The following is a 21,221-nucleotide window of genomic DNA, read 5'->3' as shown; positions in this document are numbered from 1 at the left end:
CGACAGGTTCTCATTCAGGCCCTGAACGACCAGGCCGTCCAGCTTCCGGTCGCGATAGGCCGTCCACCAGGCCGTCGTCGACACGTCGCCAATGTCCTTGGCGCCACCCTCGCTGAACTTCGCCGGAAGCGGCATCTCCGGAGGAACATGGTCCGGGCCGCTCACACAGCCTGACAGAACAGACAGTGCGGCAAGGATTGCATATCGGCGCATAGGGTCTCCAATGGGATGCTCGGCGATTCTCTAACAAACTATTACGGCGTATGGTTAATTTTTCACTTCCTCAATAGGCTTTTCACGGCTGTCCAACGGGAGAGCGTCATGACGGGGGAAGGAGGCGATCGATACCCAAAAGGGTCTGCTAGTCACATCATTGCCCCCAAATAATATCATTGTATTCTAATCGATAGGATGTTATCTAATTCCATGACAACGAATCTGAAGCGAACCTGGGCCGAATTCGCACCCTTGCTTATGATCTGCGGGCGCGGGTGGCGTCGGGCTTTGAACGCCGTCCTGACCGATCACAACCTGTCCGACGCCAGCGCTGCGCCGTTGATCGCGCTGCTTCGGCATGGCGACCGGATACCGCAGGGTGTTCTGGCTGAACGGGTCGGTGTGGAAGGGCCGACCCTCGTGCGGGTTCTCGACAGTTTGGAAAATGACGGCTTGATCTGCAGGGTTCCCGATGAGGCGGACCGCCGTATCAAGCTGGTGCAACTCACCGGAGGAGGCACAGCGGTCGCCGAGCGCGCCGAAAGCTGTGCGGCGGAGCTGCGAGCACAGATCCTAGGCGACCTTGATCCTCAACAGGTCGAGGCCGCCTTGGAGGTCCTGCGCGCCATCGCGGCGAAAACCGCGGTCCTATCCGGAACACAGGAAAATGACGAGTAGCAAGAACGCGACCGATCCCAGCCTGGGAGACGTCGTCTTTTCCCTCAAGACCTTCACAGCCGCGATGCTGGCGCTTGGTATTGCGCTTTGCTTCGACCTGCAGAATCCCTATTGGGCGGTCGGTACGGTTTACATCGTGGCTCATCCGCTATCGGGTGCGAGCACATCGAAGGCGCTCTACCGCCTGATCGGCACGGCGCTTGGCGGCGGGGTTACGGTGATCCTGATCCCCAACCTCGTCAATTCGCCGGAGATGCTGACGCTTGCGATCGCCCTGTGGATGGCTTTTTGCCTTGGCGTCAGTCTGCTCCACCGAACACCACGCAGCTACAGTTTCATGCTGGCGGGATATACGACCGCTCTGACCGGCTTCCCGATCGTCGCAAACCCGGATACGGCCTTTACCTACGCAACTGCCCGTGTCGTGGAAATCGCGCTCGGCATCATCTGCGCGGCGGTTGTGAATCGCATCCTCTTTCCGCGACACGCCGGGCCGGTTCTGGCTGGACGTATCAATGCCTGGCTGCGCGACGGCGCTGACCTGGCCATCGGCACGCTGAAGGGCAGGGGCCGCGATCCCGCGCTGCTGGCCGCAGCCCGTCGGCTCGCTGCCGATGCGGTCGATCTCCATAGCTTCACCACCCATGTCGCCTATGACACCTCGGCGCTGCGTGACATCGTCGGTCGCACCCGGATATTGCAGCAGCGCATGGTTGCGATGCTGCCGATCGTTTCGGGTCTGGCAGACGTGCTGCATGCGCTCGAGAGGGCAACAGCGGGTAAATTCACGCCGGCCATCACGACGTTGATAGGCGAAGTCACGGCATTGCTCGAGAGTGGCAAACCGCTTGCCGAGGACAAACGACAGCAACTCCTTGTGCTGATGACCAGGGCGGAGGAGGAGGGACGCGCGCAACAGGAGTGGAACGGGCTGCTTGCCCATAACTTCACCGCACGCATCCGGGATCTCGTGCAGATATGGGGCGACTGTCTCAGCCTCCGGCAAGACATTGAATCCGGATCGCATCATGACCTTCGTTGGCGCCGGTTCGGCACGTCCTTCGACCGGGCTCCGATCCACAAGGATTATGGCATGGCCATTCATTCCGGCCTTTCGGTTATGCTGGCGACGTTCATCGCGACAGCCTTCTGGATCTATACAGGTTGGCCTCAGGGTAGCGCGGCTGCGATGATGGCCGGCGTGCTCTGCTGCATCTTCTCGTCGATGGACGATCCGGCGCCGATGATGATCAAGTTCGTGAATGTCGCCATTGTGACCGTCATTGCAGCTTTCGTCTTCGAGTATGGCCTGATGCCACTGATTCACAGCTACGTCGAACTCGCCGCCGCGCTCGGGTTGATGCTTGTGCCGGCCGGGTTGCTGATGACGAAGCCATCACTTGCGCTCTATGGCATGGGTTTCTGCGTGAACCTGCCGAACATGCTGACGCTGCAGGACCGCCTGAACCTCGATCTCGCGTCATTCGTAAATTCGAATGCGGCGATGATCATCGGCATGGTGATTGCCTGCGGAACGACAGTCCTCGTTCGCTCGGTCGGTGCTGAGTGGACCGCTTACCGTGTGCTGAGGTCGGGCTGGACGGATATCGTTGCTGCAGCGCGCCGACCCGAAGAGATCGACTTCACGAAGTTGCTCTACCGCATGGTAGACCGGCTTGGTCTGGTTGCGCCACGTCTGGCGATGATTCCGGCCGAGTCCGCAGTCGCACAGACCGATATCATGCGTGACCTGCGCAACGGTCTCAACACGCTGGATCTCCAGCGCCACAAGCAATTGGTATCGCGGGACAAACGCGAGCCGATCGAGAAGGTGCTCTCCGGTATCGCGGCCTACTACCAGCAGAAGCAGAAGAGCCGGGATGCGCAGCCAGACGAAAATCTGCTCACGATCCTGGATCAGGCGCTGGCGGCACTGGTCGAGGCCGGCAAGTCTTCGGCGATTGAGGGCGCACGCCGATCTATGACGGCGCTCAGATACACCCTTTACCCTGACGCAGCCTCCCTCCCTGTCGTCGCGGGCGCGGGAACTGCAAAGGAACATGCCGCATGAGGCCTGATATCGACATTTACGGGGTCTTCTTCCCGACGTTGGGCGCGATCGCTTTCGCAGCCTACCTCCTCAATTCCGTCCTGCGGCGGGTGCTGGCCTCCGTCGGTTTCTACCGGTTGGTTTGGCATCGGCCGCTTTTCGACACGGCCATGTATTTCTGCCTGCTTGGCGCCATCGCGCTGTCTCTGAACAAGGTGTCATTATGAAATCGCTTCTCGCTCATTCCGGTCGCTTCCTGCTCACCGGCGTCATGGTTGCCCTGGCGGGAGTGCTCGGCTGGCATCTCTGGGACTACTATATGGACGAGCCCTGGACTCGGGACGGTAAAATTCGTGCGGACGTCGTGCGGCTTGCCGCCGATGTTTCCGGGATCGTCAGCGAAGTGGACGCAAAGGACAATCAGGCCGTTCGGAAAGGTGACGTGATCTTCCGCATCGACCAGGCGCGTTTTGCGCTCGCGCTGCGTCAGGCCGAAGCGCAGATGGAAAGCAGCAAGGCTGCACTCGATATGGCAAGAAGCGATCTCGAGCTCTATCGCAAATTGGGTGAGAGTTCGGTAACGCGGCAGAAGATCCAGCAAGCCGAGACAACCGTCCAGCAGGACGAGGCCGCCTACAGCCAGGCGGTGATCAGCCGCGACACTGCACAGCTCAATCTCGACCGCTCCGTGGTGAGGGCGCCCGTCAATGGCGTGCTGACCAACTTCTCGATGAAACCTGGGAATTATGTGACGGCGGGCACTGCGGTTACGGCGCTGATCGACAGTGATTCCTATTACGTTGCCGGCTATTTCGAGGAGAACAAGCTGGACCGCATCCAGGTTGGCGACGCCGCACTTGTTTATCTGATGGGCAGCAAGACACCTCTCAAGGGACACGTCGATGGGGTGGCGGGCGGCATCGAGGATCGGGAGCGAAGCGATACCAGCGCCCAGCTCGCCAACGTCACTCCGACTTTCACATGGGTTCGGCTTGCGCAGCGCGTTCCCGTTCGCGTGGCGCTCGATACCCTGCCTGATGACACAGCCCTGGTTGCCGGCCGCACGGCAAGCGTCACCATCGTCAATTGATTGGGGCGGCTGAAGAGCCGCCTTCGAATACCGCAAGTTCACCGGTCTGGGCGCCCCAACGATGCCGGGAACGAAGCCGTTCGGCTCGAGAAAAACAAATGGTCGCCCGGTTCCAGGAGACAGCCGTGGACGATCGCCACGTCATAGAAATCACCACCTGGCTGATGCAGAGCGGACTTAAAGGCATGCCGGAAGCAGACCTGCTCGCCGGCTTTTGCGAACGGTGTCGCGCGAATGGGCTCCCGATCGAGCGTTCCGTCGCCGTCATGGACGCGCTTCATCCTATCTATGAGCGGAGAGCGTTCCGCTGGGACAGCAGGGAGCCGGTCGAACGCGTGTCGGAGTATGGTTTTTCCGGTCCCGGCGCGGTGGCTGACAATTGGCTTCGCTCGGCCTTCCATCACTTGGAAACGACGGGGTCGGGAGAGATCCGCAGCAGGCTGACCAAGGAAGATCCGGCCGACTTCTATCTGCTTGACGATCTGAAGGCGGCGGGCTTCACCGACTTTATCGCCATGGCGCATCGGTTCGGCGATGGCGGGGCAATCGGTGACATCGACTGCTTTTTCTCGCACTTCGCCACCCGATCAAAGGAAGGTTTCACGGATGGTGACATTGCCGTGTTGCGGGATCTACTTCCCTGTTTGGCGTTGGCCGTCAAATGCGTGACGGTCAGCGGCGTGGCCGGCACGATCGCCAAGGTCTATCTCGGACAGGATGCCGCAAACCACGTCCTTCACGGCAAGATCACCCGCGGTCAAAGTGACCGCATCTCGGCGGCCCTCTGGTTTTCGGACCTCGCCAATTTCACGCACATCTCGGACACCGTAGATCCGGAAGAAATCATTCCGATGCTCAACGACTACGCCGATGCTGTGATCTCGTCGGTCCAAGAGGCTGGAGGCGAGGTGCTCAAGCTGATGGGCGACGGCACGCTGGCGATCTTCAAGGGCAGGCGACCGAGCGAGGCCTGTTCCGCGGCGCTGACCGCCCGGTCGCTGCTCGACAGGCGCCTGCTCGATCTCAATGCGCAACGTCGCATCGAGGGCAGGCCGGTGACCGACGTCTATCTCGGACTTCATCTTGGCGAGGTCTTTTACGGCAACATCGGCAGCGAGGATCGACTCGACTTCACAGTTATCGGACCTGCGGTAAACGAGGTCAGCCGCATCGTTTCCCTCTGTCGGGCACTGCAGCGGCGGCTTCTGATGTCGGCGAGTTTTGCCGCGATCGTTCCCCCGTCGCAGATCGACAATCTGCATTCGATCGGTCTGCATGTGCTTCGGGGCGTCAACCGTGCCCAGGAGCTGTTTACGATGATACCGGCTGCTTGAACGCGCTTGCCGCCGCCCAAGCAGGCCCAATTCGCAACGTAAATGCCAAGGTAACAAAGCCCAACGGCAGCCGTTAGCGCAGTCTGTTACCGTTACGTACTTCCGCCGTGCCGCCAGCTCGCTAAGATCGCTCAAACAAAGCCGACTGAGGCCGGGGTGGTCTTCATGGGCAAGGAAAACGACGAGGTAAGAACACCTTCCGATGCCGAGCGGCGAGGGCTACGTCGCTTGATGCTGAAGCTGCCCGCTGTCCGCGGACGACTTCAAACGATCGGAGAGAAATCCGAGCCGCTTCGCAGCCTCTGCGAAGCATATGAGGACGCAAGTTCCACGCTCGACCGGTTGAGAAGCGTTGCGGGAGGCGCAGACAGCGCGATGGTCCATGAATATGAGATCGTCTGTGCCGAGATCGAAGCCGACGTAATCAAGTACTGTCTCGAGCGCGGAGGCGGCGTCCCGGAATAGGATTGACACGCGCCTGCACTGATCCCGTTTCGGTTTTGTTAGCATTTCATATTGCAACCCCTTGTTTTCTGCTCAATAACCCCATTTGTTCTACTTGGCATTGAGCGTTGCGTAGCAGGGGCGGCAATGATGAAGGCTGAAGAACAGGAAGGCTGGGCTCACGAAGTTTCGCGCCCAGAGGCCCGTGCAGAGCTCGAGCGTCTGCTCGCCGACGAGCGGTTCAGAGCCACCGAAAGAAGCCGGAGCATTCTCAGATATATCACGGACCAGCAATTCGCCGGTTGTGCCGATGGTGTGAAAGCCTATTCCATCGCCATTGATGTCTTAGGTCGGCAAAGCAATTTCGATCCATCGCTCGACCCCATTGTCCGCATTGAGCTTAGCCGATTGCGGTCGTCGCTTAGCCAGTACTACGAAGCTTTTGCGGAAGAAGGCCGGGTTGCGGTTCAACTCCCGCGAGGGCGCTATATTGCGATTTTTACGCGGTCTTCGAGTGGCCTTCCACCGGTCGATGACGGAGAACATTCCGTCCCCACCGGCGGAGAGTCCCTGGCTTCCGTCGCTGACCAGAATCCGTTGAAGGTAGTGCCGGATGTCCCAGCGAGGTCCGTTCCGACCTGGCTGCTTGTAGCCACTTCAGCCCTGCTGATTGTCGCGGCCATGGCCGCTGGTGTTGCTGTCTATGCATCCCGCCCAATCACGACAGCCAAGCCTACGGTCGCAGTCACGCTAACCGCAGTCGATGAAGGTTTGCGCGAAGAGGCTTCCGTGACCCGCGACATGCTGCTGACTGCCCTGACGCAATTCCAGACGTTGACGGTTTCGCAGGCCCAGCAAAATGAAAGGCCGCTGGCCTCAGTGCTCCGTCCGGCGAAGTCGAACGCTTACGCAATCGACATGAAATATTATGGTGATGGCGACGACCGCACCATCTGGTGGCAGATTGTAGACACCGCGACTGGCGACCTCCTCAAATCCGGGCTTGAAAGGGTTGATACGAGCGGAAGGACCCCCGCGGCGGTTCGGGACGAACTGGTTGCACAACTCGCACGCCGCTTTGCGGCGACGCGAGGGGTCATCAACAACATCGAAGCACACGATGCTGCCGAGGATTCGCTTGGCAACGCATGCGTCCTGCGAGCAGAGTATGAGCCGGACGACGGCCGAGCATCGGGTACACGGACGATCAACTGCCTGGAGCGAACAATCGCCGCAAACCGCTATGATGCGGACGCCACGGCAGCGCTTGCGACGCGGCTGGCGGGTCAGGTGGAGGAGAGCACGACGGCACGAGCGCTCGAGCTTGCCAATCGGGCCGTCCACTTGGCGCCGCTCTCCGACCGGGCATATATCGCTCTGATGCTGGCGCAATTCTACGGCGGCAGGATTGACGCTGCGCTCGCTGCGGGCAATCGCGCGCTGGCGCTCAGCCCCAACAATCCCGATGTGGCGGCAAAGCTTGGCCTCGTCCTGTTTTCGTCAGGCTATTTCGATGCGGGTGTTTCCCTTGCGCGAGACGCCGAAAGGTCTGTCGATGTCGTTCCGCGCGACGCGGTTCTGGTGCTCGCCCTCGACGCTTACCGGCAAAAGGATTGGTCGGAGGCCACGCTGCTTGCAGACCAGGTAAGCGATACCACATTCTTGATCAAAGCCTTGCGGGTGGCGGCACTTGGCCAAATGGGATCGGATGAAGCGGGGCCAGGCCTTGCGGAACTGAGGAAGCTCGCGCCAGAGTTTGAAACGACCTTCCGCGAACAAACGACACAGCAGCGCTACCAGCCCGCACTATCCGCCTCCATCGAAGATGGACTCGTCAAGGCAGGCGCTCGCTTCAAGACCGAGGGCTTGGCGACTGCCTTTTAGTAGTCGGGTTTAGTCGGCCTCACTAACCACGACGTAGGTGCGATTGCGATATTCTATCCGGTCAGCGTCCCTGCGCCGTTGGACGCGGCTACCAAGGTCGAGGCCGTTTGCGCTGTCAGCCGCCATTCAATGCTGACCTGATCACCTTAGAATAGTCGCTCGACGTTGGCGCCGCCTGCGCCCGGCTGCTGATCTCGGCTTGCTTCCTGACTTCGTCGAGCGGCAGGCCGTTTGGGATCAGGTGGTGGTCGTAGAGATAGTCCGGCAGGTAACCGGATACTATGATGCGCCAGTCGAGAGGGATGCCGGGATCGATCAGCCGGGCGAGCTTGAAGACGATCGTCGTGCAGTTTGCCGTGATCGTCTGATAAAATTCGGGCTGTGCCGCCAACGCATTACCCTTATCGAGAAAGGACAGAAACAGGGCGCGGGCGACCTGCGGAGAGAGCCGGAGTGGATAAAGCGACACCGTTTCCCGGCGGACGTTGGTTCGCAGGCGAACGATGTCGCTCTCTTCAGCCGCAATCAGAACCAGTTCGAACTCCTTGAAGAAGCCGCCGATCTCCGAGAATGCTTCACCGCGTTCCTTTCGGATTTCGGCCGAAAATACGACGTGGCGACCGTCCGCAAAACCAAAGCTGACGAGGGTATGGGCGATCGCGGGGTTGCTCCAGACGGAATTCAGGAGGTCTACCGATTGGAGCGAGGAGAGGTCGTACTGCTCGGTCTGCCAAACCGGATCGAAGTCTTCTGCCGTCCTCCATTGAAAGTTCCGCACGTTGTGCAGCGTGATCTGATCGCCTGAGACGGTTGCGGTGATGCCATGGGCGACATCGGCGGCCCAACCCCTGTCGTTGCTAGGCTCGATGCTTTTCCACCAAAAGGAAACGGCGAGCATCGTGGCCAGCAGCAGCACGCTGGCGAGCATCGGCCGCCGCCTGACAGCCAGGATGGCGATCAGGCCAACGAGGGAGCCGGCGGCAATGATCGGCCATTTCCATCCGGATGGCGCCTGATAGTGGGCGGCGAGAGCAAACCACCCGATAAAGGCGATGACCACCAGCCGAAAAACGAGGCGGGTGGTGAGCGCCAGAACCTGCCATTTCGAGGAGGGAGCCTCGGTGGAGGTGATTGCCATTTTTCGCCCCTCGCGATGCGTCAGCTCACCATGGAAGCGGGCAATATCGCTCAGGCTCGCAGCAACCGCAAACGATCGGAGGAACCCGGCGCGTTTTGCGATCGGCGCGCTGGGCATTTAGATCATGTGGATGCAGCTGCGCCCGAGGTGTCCGAGAGGGCCTTGCGCAACCGCTCCTCCTGTTCCGGCGCCAGCGACGTTTTCAGGACGCGGCCGCGCAGCCCGTGGAGTTCGGCGAGAACCTTCTCCGGCTGCGCCTTGCGGACGAGGACAAAAAGAGCGGAAGAGGAGTTCGGTATGGTTGCGGCAAGAGACTTGATGAACTCGTCATCGATGCCATAGTCGGCGAGCGAGCCGGAAATCGCGCCGGTGCCGGCTCCAACAAGTCCGCCGATGGCAAAGCCGGCGAGCGGGTTGAGGAATAGCAAGCCGACCAGGCCGCCCCAAAGGGAGCCGGACAGCAGGCCGGAAGTGGCGCCGACTGCCGTCAGGTTGAGGCTCTGCTTGAGATGGACCTTGCCGGCCTCGTCGCGAACCACCACGACTGCATCCTCGAGGTCGACGAGGTATTCCTTCTTCAGGTTGTTCAATTTCAGCAGCACCTTGTCTGCTTCATCCATGGCATCAAAGCCGATAACGATGAGTTCTGACATTGTCCGTTCCTTTCGTTTTTAACAGCGAGGATATGGAGCATGACGGCTGGCGGACGTATGCCGCCCGGGCTATTGATCGAATGCGTAGATCTTCTTCCAGTCGGCTTTCATGTCGACGAGCAGCCAGTTGCGGGCGGCCGCCTCATCTAGCGCCTTGTCTAGCTTCCCGAACTCCGATTTGCGATCATAGGCGTATTCCCGATCTGCATCGGTATGATGAACGATCATCGCGAAGTGCGGTCCCTTGCCGGCCGTGACCCAACGCAGCATCTCGTAGTCGCCATCGGAATTGCCGGCTGCAAAGATCGGGAGTCTACCGATGAACTTGTTGATGCCCACCGGCTTGCCGGGGCCATCGTCGACGAAATCGACCTTTGGGAGCCGGTTCAGAACAGGCGTATCGCCGACCAGCGCATATTGCGTCGTAATCGTGCTGCCGACGACCTGTTCGGGCGGGATTCCATACGCCTTCTCGGTAATGGGGCGCATGAATTCAACACCGCCGCCGGAGACGATGAAGGTCTTGAAGCCATTGGCGCGCAGGTAGTCCAGAAGCTCGCGCATCGGCAGGAATGTCATCTCGTTATAGGGTTTGCCCGTCTTCGGGTGTCTCGCCGTAGCGAACCAGTCGACGACGATTTTGCGGAATTCGTCAGTCGTCATGCCGGCATGGGTGTCCATCGCAAGTTCGACGATGCCCCGTTCACCGCTCTTGGCCATGCCCTTGAGGTCGCCGGAAAGGATCGACTTGAAGGGTTCCTTCTCTTTCCATTCGGGATGCTCGGGAGCAAGTGCCTTGACCCGATCCAAAATGAAGCCCAGCTGGAAATAGAATGGCTGCTCCGTCCAGAGCGTTCCGTCGTTGTCGAAGACGGCGATGCGGTCCTCGGGCGCCACGTAATCGGCGTTGCCCTCCGTCGTCACTTTCTTGACGAAGTCGACAATTTCCTGCTTCGATTTGCCATCGTTCCAGGACGGGAGTTCCTGTGCGAGTGCGCTGACAGGGAGCAACAGGAAAAGCAAGAGGAAGCGCACAGACCGAGACATGAGATGCTCCTGATCAGGTTGCTACGCGCTTGATGCAGCGAAAGCCGACATGGCTGGTCGAGGTATCTTCCGGCTCGGCGTGACGTGCCGCCGGTCGATAGCGGCGGCAATAATTCGGGGCGCAAAGATGTGAGCCGCCCTTCAGTACGCGCCTCGGAATAAGAATATTCGGCTGGTTGGGATCGTAGCTGGCCTCTCTTGCGCCGCCGCGAGGGTTCTCAGGAATGCAGCAGGCTTTCGCAGCCGGCTCCGGATGACGTGTTGACCAGTAGTCCGTCGTCCACTCCCAGACATTGCCGATCATGTCATAGGCTCCGTAGCCATTTGGCGGAAAGGTGCGTACGGCTGTCGTTCGGTCCTTGCCGGCGGGCTTCGTGCTATGTGTCGGGAACGTGCCTTGCCAAGTGTTGGCCATGGCAACGCCATCAGGCATCAGCTCGTCTCCCCAGGCAAACTCTGTGTCTTCAAGCCCGCCACGCGCCGCCAGTTCCCACTCCGCTTCCGTCGGCAGATCCATGCCGGCCCATTCCGAATAAGCTTTCGCATCGGCATAGGCGACATGGACGACTGGATGGTCGAGCTTGCCGCGAAGATCGCTTAAGCCGCCATAGGGCCGCCGCCAGTTGGCTCCGAACTTGAACTTCCACCATTGCGAGATGTCGCTGCCGGTCACGGATTTGGGCTGTGTGAAGACCAGTGACCCGGCTCGCAGCATGTTCGGTAGGGCACCTGGGTAGTCCTTGGGGTCGGGCGCTTTCTCGGCCACCGTAATGTGGCCAGTCGCTTTCACAAATTCCTGGAACTTGCGGTTTGTGACCGGCGTCGCCTCGATCCAAAAGCCGTCCACAGTAACAGGATGGGCCGGCGCCTCTTCCGGATAGTGATCGTTAGAACCCATGACGAAAGTCCGGCCGGGTATCCATACGAGGTCGCCCTGGTCGTCGCCCTGACGTTGCGCCCGATGCCCCGTGTCAAATGCCAATGCCATCTTCGCCTCCGAGCGCTTGTCTTGAGTATCGCCGCGCTTTGCTTTCCCGGTAAGTACGTTACGGTAACACGCCTTCCGTGAAACGTTACATTTTCCGGAAATCTGATCCTTCAGCCTATGGGTTCAACTCGGGCAGGGGATGGCCACGCGCAGGGCGCTGTGGTTGCTGCCGCGGCAGCCTGTTTCGAGTAATCGCCGCTGCAAGCGCGGCCCGATCAAGCGTCTCGTTATGCGAACCAGGCGCGTATAACAGCCGGTCGAGTTGTTGGAGCTGCCGCGAGAGATCGTCGTCCCCGCGGGCTGCTGTCCATGCAGAACCTGTTCGATAGCCGATAGCTCGGCACCAACCGTCAAAAGAGGCGTAGATGTCCTGTGGGGCTCCGTTCTTGACGGCATGAATGAGCCGGCGGAAAAGCTGCGGTTCGGAACTGGCCCGTATCCGCTGCTGCCGCGCGAACCACTGCTGCACCGGTGGGAACCAATGGCGGACACAGATGAAGACGGCGCCTAGTGCGATGAGTGACAAGACGGTGACGGCGATCGCGCGCATCGAACGCTGCTGCACGGGCGCTGCGGGATCGCTTGATTGAACTTGCGGTGCAATGCCCTCGGTCGTCGGGGGTGCGTCGGCCACGGTCAGGGCAACGGCAGGCAGCGAAGCAGTTTTGCTCGACTTGGCCTCGGTGTCGAACCAACCGAGGCTGATTGGCGGGATCTGAAAGGATCCCGGCGCTTCGGCAACGTAGGTGACGCTCTCCGTTCGCGAGCTTCCCACAGCCCGGTCACGGGTGACGCCATCAGCCAGCTGCGGCGACTGCGTATAGGTTTGCAGACCCGGTGCCTGCGCGATCTCCAGCGGCGGGATCATCATGGCTTGGGTGTTCTCGGCAAAGATGACCACGGTTCGCACGATGGCCTCGCCTGCCTTCAGCTTGGCAGGATCGCGATCGAACGATTGGGTGATGGTCACACCGCGGGCGGCAAAAGGTAGCGTCGTGCCGTCGCTGCCGGTCGGAGACGCAGCTGTAAATTGCGTCGGCGGCAGTTGCGCTGTGCCGTGCACGAACTTGCCGTCATCGGAATAGCTGAATTCGATCGTTGCCGGAGGGAGGGCGAAGGTGCCGGCCACCTCGGGCACGATCGCATAATCGCGGCGGATGCCGGAATATTGCACGCCATCAATCGTTTCCGTGATGTTCTGAGCACGCTCGTCAGGCAGCGTCACGAGCGCGTTCGGAACGTCAAACAACGGAAACTGCGGCGGTGAGGTGAAGAAATTCGGTGCAAAGACGTCGACCGTGACCCGCACCTGCTGCCCCGGCACGATGCTGTCGCTGTCGTTGATCGTCACACGTGCAAAGGGCTCGGCGGCGAAGGCGGTGCATGCCGTCGAAGCAAAGATCAATGCAGCCCAGATGATCCTCACGGCTTCTTCTCCTGCACTTCGATCGCGAACTTTCGCGCCATCAAATCGGCGGGGCTCACCTGGAGATTTTTCATCCACATCTCGGAGGTCTGCTCGGCAACATCGACTTGTCCAGCCTTGCCCTTTTTTCCCTTGTCGTCGAACTTGACCTCGTCCGGCTTCTGGTTCGGATCTTGCTGCTGCTCTTGCTCTTCGTCCTTTTGGGTCGCCAGCAGGTTCTCGGCAATCGCCAGATTGGCCTTCGCCTCCGGCCACTCCTTTCGTTTGTCTAGCGCCTTCTTGTAGGCCGTGACCGCCTCTTCAAACTTCGAAAGAAACAACAGGGAGTTTCCCTGATTGTACCAGCTTTCGGCGCTGTCGACCGCGGCGAACGCATCGACGGCCTGTGCGAATTTACCGGCGCGATAGAGCGCTACGCCGCGCCACATCGGATCGTGAAAGCGAGTTGCCGCATCATCGTAGTTGCCACGCTCGAACGCGATCCTCCCTTGTTGATCAGGCGTCAACCACATGTCAGCGAAGCCTGCGGCGTGTGAAGAAGTCGGCATAAATACAAGTCTTGCCAAGATAAACGCCGTTCCGAGCCGGACGACCCATCCCCTCCGGAAGGTTAACGCGAAGAGCACCGCCGCCGGTGCAAGCAGCAGCCAGCCGGCATCCTTCCAACGGTCGCCTTGCGCCGATTTCTTCTGCGCGAAATTGGTTGCCACGCGCTGCGTTATCCAGCGGACGTCCGTGTCGTCATCGGTGATTGTGGCGACATCAACGCCGGTCAGCGCGTGCAAATTTTTAAGCGCGTCGATATCGAGCTTGGCAAAAACGCGGCTGCCTCCGGTGCCGGTGAGAAAGCCTCCGTCCGCTGTCTTGACAGGACCGCCTTCGGCCGTGCCGACGCCGAGGATCAGGATGCCGTTGTCTGTTTTCCGCTTGAATGCGTCGAAAGCGTTCTGCTCGACGCCATCGGTGATGAAGACAACGGTACCGGCCACGCCGCCTTCGGAGAGTGCCTGTTCCGCCGTGGTAAGCGCTGCCGCGGTGTCCTTGCCGTCGACCGGCATGATGCGGGTAGCCAGCGCGTCGGTGTAGGTTTCGATCAGTGAGGAATCGTCGGTCAGCGGCAGCACGAGGTGGGCCGATCCGGCATAGGCGATGACCGCGGTCCTGGCGCCCTGCCTCTGCGCAATGATGTCTTTGATTTTCAACTTGGCGCGTTCAAGCCGGGAAGGCGTGAGATCGATCGCGTCCATCGTCGGCGACAGGTCGACGGCGAGCACCAGCGGTGCGGTATCTTCCACAAAGGGTGGCGCCTCGCGTTCCCAGGTCGGGCCGGCGGCGCCGAGGACGGCCAAGCCGAGTACTGCTGCAAGCAGCCAGGACGGGCGCACGCGAGTGCGCCCAGAAGCATCGACGATCAGCTTCTCCAGAAGATGAGGGGCAATCATATCCTTCCAGCGATTGCGGGCGTTGCTCGAGCGCGAGGCGAACCACACGATCCCGATCGGCAGGAGAATGGCAAGGAGCCACCAAGGGCGAAGGAAATGGAAATCTTCGATCATGCAGTGGACCTCCGAAGAAGCCCGCCCGCTGCGGCTGCGCAGTAATAGAGCGCGAGCACCGCAATCGCCGCGCCGAGCGGCCAGTGGAAGAGTTCGATGCGCGGCCGCCACGAGAGGTTCTTCTGATCCTCCGGGGTGATCTTGTCGAGCTCGTCATAGATCGCTGCAAGCTGGCTCTGGTCGCCACCGAAGAAGTAGCGGCCGCCGGTGTCGCTGGCGATCTTTTGCAGGGCCGTGGTGTCCAGCTTTTCTTCGCCGGTTGCGGCCGGATCGCCTATGCCGACCGCATGGATAACCACGCCCTTCTGCTTGGCTATGTCGGCGGCTTTTGCGGGCGGCATCTTGCTGGCTGTGTCGTTGCCGTCGGTCAGCACGATCAACACCTTTTCAGGCACCGTGGTGTTCTCAAACATCTTGATGGCAAGACCGATCGTATCACCAAGCGCGGTGCGTGGACCGGCCATCCCGGGCAGGGTTTCGGCAATCATGGCCTGAACCGTACGATGGTCCATCGTGAAGGGGACCAGCGGGTAGGGAGCGTCACCAAAGGCGATCAAACCGATGCGATCGCCCGGCCTCTTTGTAACGAAATCGGCGACGACGCTCCGGACTGCATCGACGCGTGGATGCGTCGTCCCATCGGGGGCACGGAAATCGCGGGTATCCATCGATTGCGAAAGGTCGAGAGCGAGCATCAGGTCACGCTGGGGTTCGACCTTCTCGATCGGCGGCTCGACGAATTGTGGGCGGGTGAGGGCGAGGACGATAAGGCACCAGGCGAGGGCTTCGGCAATCAGTTGCGGCCAACCGCGCCGGGCGATCACCGAGCCGGAGGTCGGCGTGATGCCGACTGCGCTTGCGACCTGGTCAAAGAAAGGCAAGCGAACGGATGCCGACGTTTCATGGTGGGCGGGCAACAACCACCAGACGATCAGGGGCAGTGGCAGCAACGCCAGCAGCCATGGATGATCAAGCTGATACATGATGCCGCTCGATCCAGTTGCGCGCACCGGCAATCAATTCGGCCCCGGTATTCGGTTGCGTCGCGCCGATCCCTTTGCTGGCGTGATATTCGAGATCGTCAAGCACGGCTTGCAGTGCCTGGCTGCTGGTACGATCACCATGGACTTCGAGAAACTTCACCCAGGCGGCCCCGGCGAGGGATGCAACGTCGTTGCGCGGCCAGCCGGCCAGGGCAACACGCTTCAAGAGCACTGCGAGGTCTTGAACGCCTGACTGCTGTGTCTCGGGATCACGGATCTTCGCCTCCACGCCGGCAAGTAGTGCCAGCGCGTCGCGCCGGTAGGCGTTGGCGCGATAGCGGCGAAGCCATAGTAGAAACACTGTGACAAGGATCAGCATCAGGATCGCCGCGAGGACGGCCCAGCCCCATGTCTGAGGCATCCAGGAGACTGCTGGCGGCAAGGATATGTCCTTGAGCGAGCGCAGCGCGGTTTCGGTCATTGGGTCCAACGGGGTGCCGGCGGGTTCCATGGTCATCGCCTCCTCTGGCGCCAGGCCGCCTGCTCCAGCAGCTTACGAAGTTGCGGGGCTGTCTCCTCCGCCGTCGAGACCGGCAGCATGGGAAGCCCAAGTTCGCGCTGCCATGCGCGCAGTTCCTCACCGCGTTCGCGTGCGAAGCGATCGATCGCCTGGCGTACGCTGCCCTTCCGCAGTGCGAGTTCCGCCTGAAGGTTGCCGCCGCTAACGACGATGTCGCCGGATTGCGGCAGTTCCAGCATGAAGGGATCGTATACGAGAAGGCAGATGACATCGTTGTGCGCGGAAAGGCGAAGCAGTCTGTCGCGGGTTGCCGCGGTGTGGCCGTCGAAGTCGCTGATGACAATGATGAGATGATCGTGATGTGCGATGCTGGTGACGCGTTCGACAACAGCGTCGAGCGCAGTCGGAGATGATGTTCCGGCAAAATCTGCATTCAACTCGGCATTCTGGGTCGCAATCCGGTCGGCAAAGCCAATCACTGCCTCCCGGCTGCGATGCGGGCGGATTTCGTCGATCCGCTCGTCATTAAAGACGAAGCCTCCAACACGGTCGCCCGAGCCGAGAATGCGCCAGGAGCAGAGCATGGCCGCCTCCGCCGCCGTCACCGACTTCATCGACCGCCGACTGCCGAAGAACATGTTGATGCGCTGATCCACGACGACCAGTGCCGGCCGCTCCTTTTCTTCGGAATAGACTCGGACGGCTGGTTTGGTCGTGCGTGCGGTGACGCGCCAATCGATCGTGCGGATGTCGTCACCCGGCAGATAGTCCCGCAATTCCTCGAAGGTCAGCCCACGGCCACGCATCGAGGATTGCATGCGACCGGCGAGCAGGCGGTGGCTCTTTGCCTTGTGGACGAAGCTCAGATCACGGGCGCGGCCTTCCAGGGCCACCAACTGGCTAGTAGAGACATGGACGCCTTCTGCATCAGGATTTGCCGGCATTGCGCGATCCTCACGAGACGGCCACGAGCTCGACGATGCGATTGATCACCTGGTCAGGCGTCGTGTTCGACGCATGCGCTTCGTAGGATAGAATGAGGCGGTGGCGAAAGACGTCTTTGACGATCGCCTTGACGTCATCGGGCGTCACGTAATCCCGGCCCTTGAACCAGGCGTAAGACCGCGAGACCTTGTCGAGACTGATGACGCCGCGCGGACTGATGCCGACCTGCAGAAGCTTCGCCAGGTCCTTGTCGTATTTGTCGGGATAGCGCGTGGCGAGCACCAGCGCGACGATGTAAGCCTCGACCGGATCGGAGACGGTGACTGCGCCAATTTCCTTGCGGGCATCGAAGACAGATTGCGGGTTAAGTTTCTGCTGCTCGGCAGGCTTTGTTCCGCCATGGGCAGCATTCTCCTCGTCCCGGTTCAAACGCATGATCGCCGCCTCTGACTTGCCATCGGGGTAGCCAACCTCGACATGCATGAGGAAGCGATCGAGTTGCGCTTCGGGAAGGGGGTAGGTGCCCTCTTGCTCGATCGGATTCTGCGTTGCCATGACCATGAAGAGGTCGGGCAAGGGATAGCTCTGTCCGCCGACCGTCACCTGCCGTTCCTCCATCGCCTCGAGAAGCGCTGACTGCACCTTGGCCGGTGCGCGATTGACTTCGTCGGCGAGGATCAGGCTGGCGAAGATCGGCCCTTGCTGGAACTTGAATTCCCCCTTGCCGCCTTCACTGAAATAGATCTCCGAGCCGGTAATGTCGGCGGGCAGCAGGTCAGGGGTGAACTGGATACGCGAAAGCTCTGCATCAAGGTTCTTTGCCAGGCTCTTGATGGCACGCGTCTTTGCGAGTCCCGGCAGTCCCTCGACGAGAAGGTGGCCGTTGGCAAGGAGGCCGAGCAGCAAGCGCTCGACCATTGTATCCTGCCCGATGATCGATTGGCCGACCCGTTTGCCGAGGTCGAGAATATCGTCGCGTGCCGTCATGGCTCCCCCTTGGGCAAATCGAGCGGGTCGTCAGAGATCGACCCGCTCTTGGTGGTTGCTACTTTCCAGTCGAGGGACCTTGCTCCATCGAGCGCATCAACGCATCGACCATCTGGTCGATGCTGAAGCTCGCCGATCGTTGGCTCGGAGGGTAGTCCTTGAAAGTCTGTAGGAAGGGAGCGACCCGGTATACGCCGTACTGAATGAGGTAGGCGTTCTTCGCCAGCCAGTCGTAGTACTGATCGGAGACGACATCGGCCCGTTCATAGGGATCCATGCGCAGGTTGAAGACCTTGGGCGCGCGGAGGCAGGTGAAGGGATTTGCCCAGACCACGAAGCCTCCCGGCTCTCTCTGTTCGCAGAAGACGATCTTCCAGTTGTTGTAGCGATAGGCGACGACTTCGCCGTCATCATTGAAATAGTAGAAGTCCTCGCGCGCCGATTTCGGCTGCTGTCCTGTCAGGTACGGCAGCTGATTGTAGCCGTCGAGATGGACCTTAAACTGGTTGCCGTTGATGCTTGCGCCATTGAGGAGTTGCTCCTTGACGTCGGGGTCGCCGGCTGCGGCAACCAGGGTCGGGAACCAGTCAAGTCCAGACATCATCTCGTTGGACACTTCGCCCGCTTTGACGTGGCCTGGCCAACGAACCATTGCCGGAACGCGGAAGGCGCCTTCCCAGTTGGTATCCTTCTCGCTTCTGAAGGCGGTCGTCGCCGCATCTGGCCAAGACCACTGGTTCGGGCCATTGTCGGTTGTGTAGACGACGATCGTATTGTCGGCGATCTTGAGGTCGTCCAGCGCCTTGAGGAGCTTGCCGACGTCACCATCATGCTCGACCATGCCATCGGCGTATTCATTGCCGGGCATACCGCTTTGGCCCTGCATGGATTCGCGAACGTGTGTGAACGCGTGCATGCGGGTCGTGTTCATCCATGTGAAGAACGGCTTACCCTCCTTGGCCTGCCGCTGCATGAAATCGATCGCAGCCGCCGTCGTTTCATCGTCGATCGTTTCCATGCGCTTGCGGTTGAGGGCGCCGGTGTCGTCGACCCTGCCGTCGGCGAACGAATGCAGGACTCCGCGCGGCGCATTCGCCTTCACGAATGCCTGATCGTTCTTCGGATAATAGGGACGCTCGGGTTCTTCCTCGGCGTTCAGGTGATAGAGGTTGCCGAAGAACTCGTCGAACCCGTGTTGCGTCGGGAGAAATTCGTCACGGTCGCCGAGATGGTTCTTACCGAACTGGCCCGTGGCATAGCCGAGCGGCTTCAAGGCCTGAGCGATGGTGATGTCGCGCGCCTGCAGGCCGACTGTCGCCCCCGGGATGCCGACTTTGCAAAGACCGGTACGAAGGCAGACCTGGCCGGTGATGAATGTGGAGCGACCGGCAGTGCAGCTGTTTTCGGCGTAGTAGTCGGTAAACAGCATGCCTTCCTTGGCGATGCGGTCGATGTTGGGCGTCTTGTAGCCCATGACGCCCATCGAATAAGCGCTGATGTTCGTCTGACCAATGTCGTCGCCGAAAATGACGAGGATGTTCGGCTTTGCTGTATTCTGGGTTGGCGCCGCCTGCTGCGCGTGAGCGGCTCCATAGCTGAGTGAAGTGGAGGCGAGGGCCAAGGCGAGTGCCGCGCCGGCGTGCCGAAGTCGCTTGGAGAGAGACGCACTCATCGTGATCTCCCTTGTCTTTTCAGGTCGTTCAACATTTACGCGCTCCTGATCGTGGGCAGGCCGGGCCTCGGCGCTGCAGAAAGCTCGTCGGACTTTTCGACGAGCTTACGTTCCCACTGAAGAGCATCACTCGGTAAGTACGTTACGGTAACAAGCGGGCGCCAAAACGTAACAGCGAGCGGAAATGTGCCGGGCCTATTGGGTTAACGGCTGAGGTTTGAGGTCTCCCTGCAGCGTTTCGTCAGCCGGGCGCTTCTTTGCGTTCTGTATTGGCTGCTCGAGGACCGTCACTGGTGCTGCGACCGCTGTTGCTGCGACGTTGCCGATCGTCGTTACCGTGCCGCCGACCACTGCGGTCAGACCCTGGCCGAGCGAGACATTGGAATCCGTCAGCGTCTGCCCGGTGATGATGCGTTGGCCAATCAGCTGAACGATCTCAGGACTCTCGGCAAACTTTCCGTGGTTCAGGCCTTCGCCTTTGACCTTGGTAAGATCGATCGCGGTAATGCCCGCGGCTTCGAGTTTCGAGCGATAGGGCTCTACTGTCGGGTCGATCGCGCCGAGGCGTGAGACCTTACCGGTGATGAAGCTCGAGACGGCAAGGGCCTTGTCATCCTGCGATACGAAGATCGTGAATTTCGGCCTCGGCTCACCCATCTCGGCAAACTGTTTGGCGAAGACCTGGATATCGATATCAGGCGAGGCGAGAATGACGTTGTGGATCTTACTGTTCACGTGTCCGTCGCGGATGCCCATCTGCCGCAGCGATTCCATGGTCAGCCAGGTGCCCATCGAGTGAGCGAGGATGGTGATGTCCTTGACGTCGGGGTCGGCGGCCAGTGTCCGCAACGCCTGCTCAAGCGCTGTTCGCGAATAGTTGGTGCTTTCCTTGTCGTACTCATAGGCTGTGAGCTGCGCGCGTGAGGGCCACGTGAAGAGGATGGGAGTCGCGTGCATATCGGAATCGTGGACGATCTGCGCGAGGCGGAAAACGGAATCCTCGTATTTGTTGTTGAAGCCATGGATGAAGACCAGCGCGTGACCGCCTTGGATATTCTGGCGGAACCATGCACGCCCCTGCGGAACGGTATCGATCTCCTTGACGCTGGTCACGGCAAAGTCGGTCGCCGGATTCGGCGGTAGGCGCTTTGGCCATTGCACGGTGCCGGACGAGCGTTTCGGCGGTATCGAGACATCGACGGCCGTCAAGTAAGGCTTTGGGCTGCGTTCGCCGTTAAACAGTGTTGCGGGATCGCCGGATGGCTCGCGGGTGGTCGCGACCAGCATGCTGACCTTGGTGGTGTTGGGTGTTGCCGCTGTCAGTGCAACAGGCGTCATTACCCCGCTTGGATGACCACAGCCTGCAAGAAGTGCGGCGACGAGCAACGGTACAAGTGTCCGAACAGTGCGGGCAGCAATCACGTTTCCGGTTCCCTCATTGAAAACGCAAGCACCTTACGGTGGCCGGTCTAAAGTGAAAGTACTTTACAGTAACCACGCAGATGTTACGTGCAATTCGCGCGAGATGCCCAGACGACGCTAAGAGTTTTGTACTGGTGTTACCGAACGGCAACGAGCCTTTCGGGTTGCTCGATTTCTCAGCGCCTCCG

Annotated in this window: 19 protein-coding genes and 1 pseudogene; 7 read left to right on the top strand and 13 right to left on the bottom strand. The window is 60.3% G+C overall.

What is annotated here, in order from left to right; all coding sequences use genetic code 11:
* Nucleotides 1-213: pseudogene (locus FHT97_RS08880) on the bottom strand (nodulation protein NodT); the annotation flags it as partial.
* 225 nt (nucleotides 214-438) lie between these two features.
* Here FHT97_RS08880 and FHT97_RS08875 point away from each other — a divergent pair.
* The 7 genes from FHT97_RS08875 to FHT97_RS08845 all read left to right on the top strand — a co-directional run bounded on the left by FHT97_RS08875 (nucleotide 439) and on the right by FHT97_RS08845 (nucleotide 7,696).
* Nucleotides 439-894, top strand: coding sequence for a MarR family transcriptional regulator (locus FHT97_RS08875; RefSeq protein WP_183861443.1), 456 nt, complete (start codon nucleotides 439-441; stop codon nucleotides 892-894).
* Entirely contained in the window at nucleotides 884-2,965 is a 2,082-nt protein-coding gene (locus FHT97_RS08870) for an FUSC family protein (RefSeq protein WP_183861394.1), read from the top strand. Before FHT97_RS08875 ends, FHT97_RS08870 begins: the two co-directional genes overlap by 11 nt.
* Nucleotides 2,962-3,171: a DUF1656 domain-containing protein gene (locus FHT97_RS08865; protein WP_183861392.1), complete on the top strand. Its 210-nt coding sequence runs from the start codon at nucleotides 2,962-2,964 to the stop codon at nucleotides 3,169-3,171. Before FHT97_RS08870 ends, FHT97_RS08865 begins: the two co-directional genes overlap by 4 nt.
* The gene (locus tag FHT97_RS08860) at nucleotides 3,168-4,034 is read left to right on the top strand and encodes an HlyD family secretion protein (protein WP_183861390.1); all 867 of its coding nucleotides are present in this window, start codon (nucleotides 3,168-3,170) and stop codon (nucleotides 4,032-4,034) included. The genes FHT97_RS08865 and FHT97_RS08860 overlap by 4 nt, the downstream gene beginning before the upstream one ends.
* A 125-nt stretch (nucleotides 4,035-4,159) precedes the next feature.
* Entirely contained in the window at nucleotides 4,160-5,368 is a 1,209-nt protein-coding gene (locus FHT97_RS08855; protein ID WP_183861389.1) for an adenylate/guanylate cyclase domain-containing protein, read from the top strand.
* A gap of 165 nt (nucleotides 5,369-5,533) precedes the next feature.
* Nucleotides 5,534-5,833 carry a hypothetical protein gene (locus FHT97_RS08850; RefSeq protein ID WP_183753940.1) on the top strand — a complete coding sequence of 100 codons (300 nt, stop codon included), beginning with the start codon at nucleotides 5,534-5,536 and terminating at the stop codon, nucleotides 5,831-5,833.
* Between the two features lie 126 nt (nucleotides 5,834-5,959).
* Entirely contained in the window at nucleotides 5,960-7,696 is a 1,737-nt protein-coding gene (locus FHT97_RS08845; protein ID WP_310503158.1) for a hypothetical protein, read from the top strand.
* A gap of 115 nt (nucleotides 7,697-7,811) precedes the next feature.
* On the opposite strand, the gene FHT97_RS08840 is transcribed toward FHT97_RS08845, so the two are convergent.
* The 12 genes from FHT97_RS08840 to FHT97_RS08785 all read right to left on the bottom strand — a co-directional run bounded on the left by FHT97_RS08840 (nucleotide 7,812) and on the right by FHT97_RS08785 (nucleotide 20,949).
* The gene (locus tag FHT97_RS08840; RefSeq protein ID WP_183861387.1) at nucleotides 7,812-8,834 is read right to left on the bottom strand and encodes a DUF4105 domain-containing protein; all 1,023 of its coding nucleotides are present in this window, start codon (nucleotides 8,832-8,834) and stop codon (nucleotides 7,812-7,814) included.
* A 122-nt stretch (nucleotides 8,835-8,956) separates the two neighbouring features.
* The gene (locus tag FHT97_RS08835; protein WP_183753944.1) at nucleotides 8,957-9,487 is read right to left on the bottom strand and encodes a DUF1269 domain-containing protein; all 531 of its coding nucleotides are present in this window, start codon (nucleotides 9,485-9,487) and stop codon (nucleotides 8,957-8,959) included.
* Between the two features lie 69 nt (nucleotides 9,488-9,556).
* Nucleotides 9,557-10,534 (bottom strand): HAD family hydrolase, encoded by a 978-nt coding sequence (locus FHT97_RS08830; RefSeq protein WP_183861385.1) that lies wholly within the window; start codon nucleotides 10,532-10,534, stop codon nucleotides 9,557-9,559.
* A gap of 13 nt (nucleotides 10,535-10,547) precedes the next feature.
* A complete protein-coding gene (locus tag FHT97_RS08825; RefSeq protein WP_183861383.1) occupies nucleotides 10,548-11,522 on the bottom strand; it encodes a formylglycine-generating enzyme family protein in 975 nt (324 codons plus the stop codon).
* 115 nt (nucleotides 11,523-11,637) lie between these two features.
* Nucleotides 11,638-12,948 (bottom strand): BatD family protein, encoded by a 1,311-nt coding sequence (locus FHT97_RS08820; protein ID WP_183861381.1) that lies wholly within the window; start codon nucleotides 12,946-12,948, stop codon nucleotides 11,638-11,640.
* Complete coding sequence (locus FHT97_RS08815; protein WP_183861379.1) at nucleotides 12,945-14,504, bottom strand: VWA domain-containing protein; 1,560 nt, start codon at nucleotides 14,502-14,504, stop codon at nucleotides 12,945-12,947. The genes FHT97_RS08820 and FHT97_RS08815 overlap by 4 nt, the downstream gene beginning before the upstream one ends.
* A complete protein-coding gene (locus FHT97_RS08810; protein WP_183861377.1) occupies nucleotides 14,501-15,487 on the bottom strand; it encodes a VWA domain-containing protein in 987 nt (328 codons plus the stop codon). The genes FHT97_RS08815 and FHT97_RS08810 overlap by 4 nt, the downstream gene beginning before the upstream one ends.
* Nucleotides 15,474-16,004 (bottom strand): DUF4381 domain-containing protein, encoded by a 531-nt coding sequence (locus tag FHT97_RS08805; protein ID WP_183861375.1) that lies wholly within the window; start codon nucleotides 16,002-16,004, stop codon nucleotides 15,474-15,476. The genes FHT97_RS08810 and FHT97_RS08805 overlap by 14 nt, the downstream gene beginning before the upstream one ends.
* Nucleotides 16,001-16,951 (bottom strand): DUF58 domain-containing protein, encoded by a 951-nt coding sequence (locus tag FHT97_RS08800; RefSeq protein WP_183861373.1) that lies wholly within the window; start codon nucleotides 16,949-16,951, stop codon nucleotides 16,001-16,003. The genes FHT97_RS08805 and FHT97_RS08800 overlap by 4 nt, the downstream gene beginning before the upstream one ends.
* Nucleotides 16,952-16,961: 10 nt before the next feature.
* Nucleotides 16,962-17,939 carry a MoxR family ATPase gene (locus tag FHT97_RS08795; protein ID WP_183861371.1) on the bottom strand — a complete coding sequence of 326 codons (978 nt, stop codon included), beginning with the start codon at nucleotides 17,937-17,939 and terminating at the stop codon, nucleotides 16,962-16,964.
* Nucleotides 17,940-17,997: 58 nt separating this feature from the next.
* Entirely contained in the window at nucleotides 17,998-19,611 is a 1,614-nt protein-coding gene (locus FHT97_RS08790) for an arylsulfatase (protein WP_183861368.1), read from the bottom strand.
* 195 nt (nucleotides 19,612-19,806) lie between these two features.
* A complete protein-coding gene (locus FHT97_RS08785; protein ID WP_246712582.1) occupies nucleotides 19,807-20,949 on the bottom strand; it encodes an alpha/beta hydrolase in 1,143 nt (380 codons plus the stop codon).
* Nucleotides 20,950-21,221: the final 272 nt, after the last annotated feature.

Source organism: Rhizobium sp. BK399, from assembly GCF_014194695.1.
Taxonomy (GTDB): domain Bacteria; phylum Pseudomonadota; class Alphaproteobacteria; order Rhizobiales; family Rhizobiaceae; genus Rhizobium.
The sequence above is the reverse complement of the archived record's forward strand: the minus strand, read 5'-3'. Positions and strand labels throughout refer to the sequence as shown.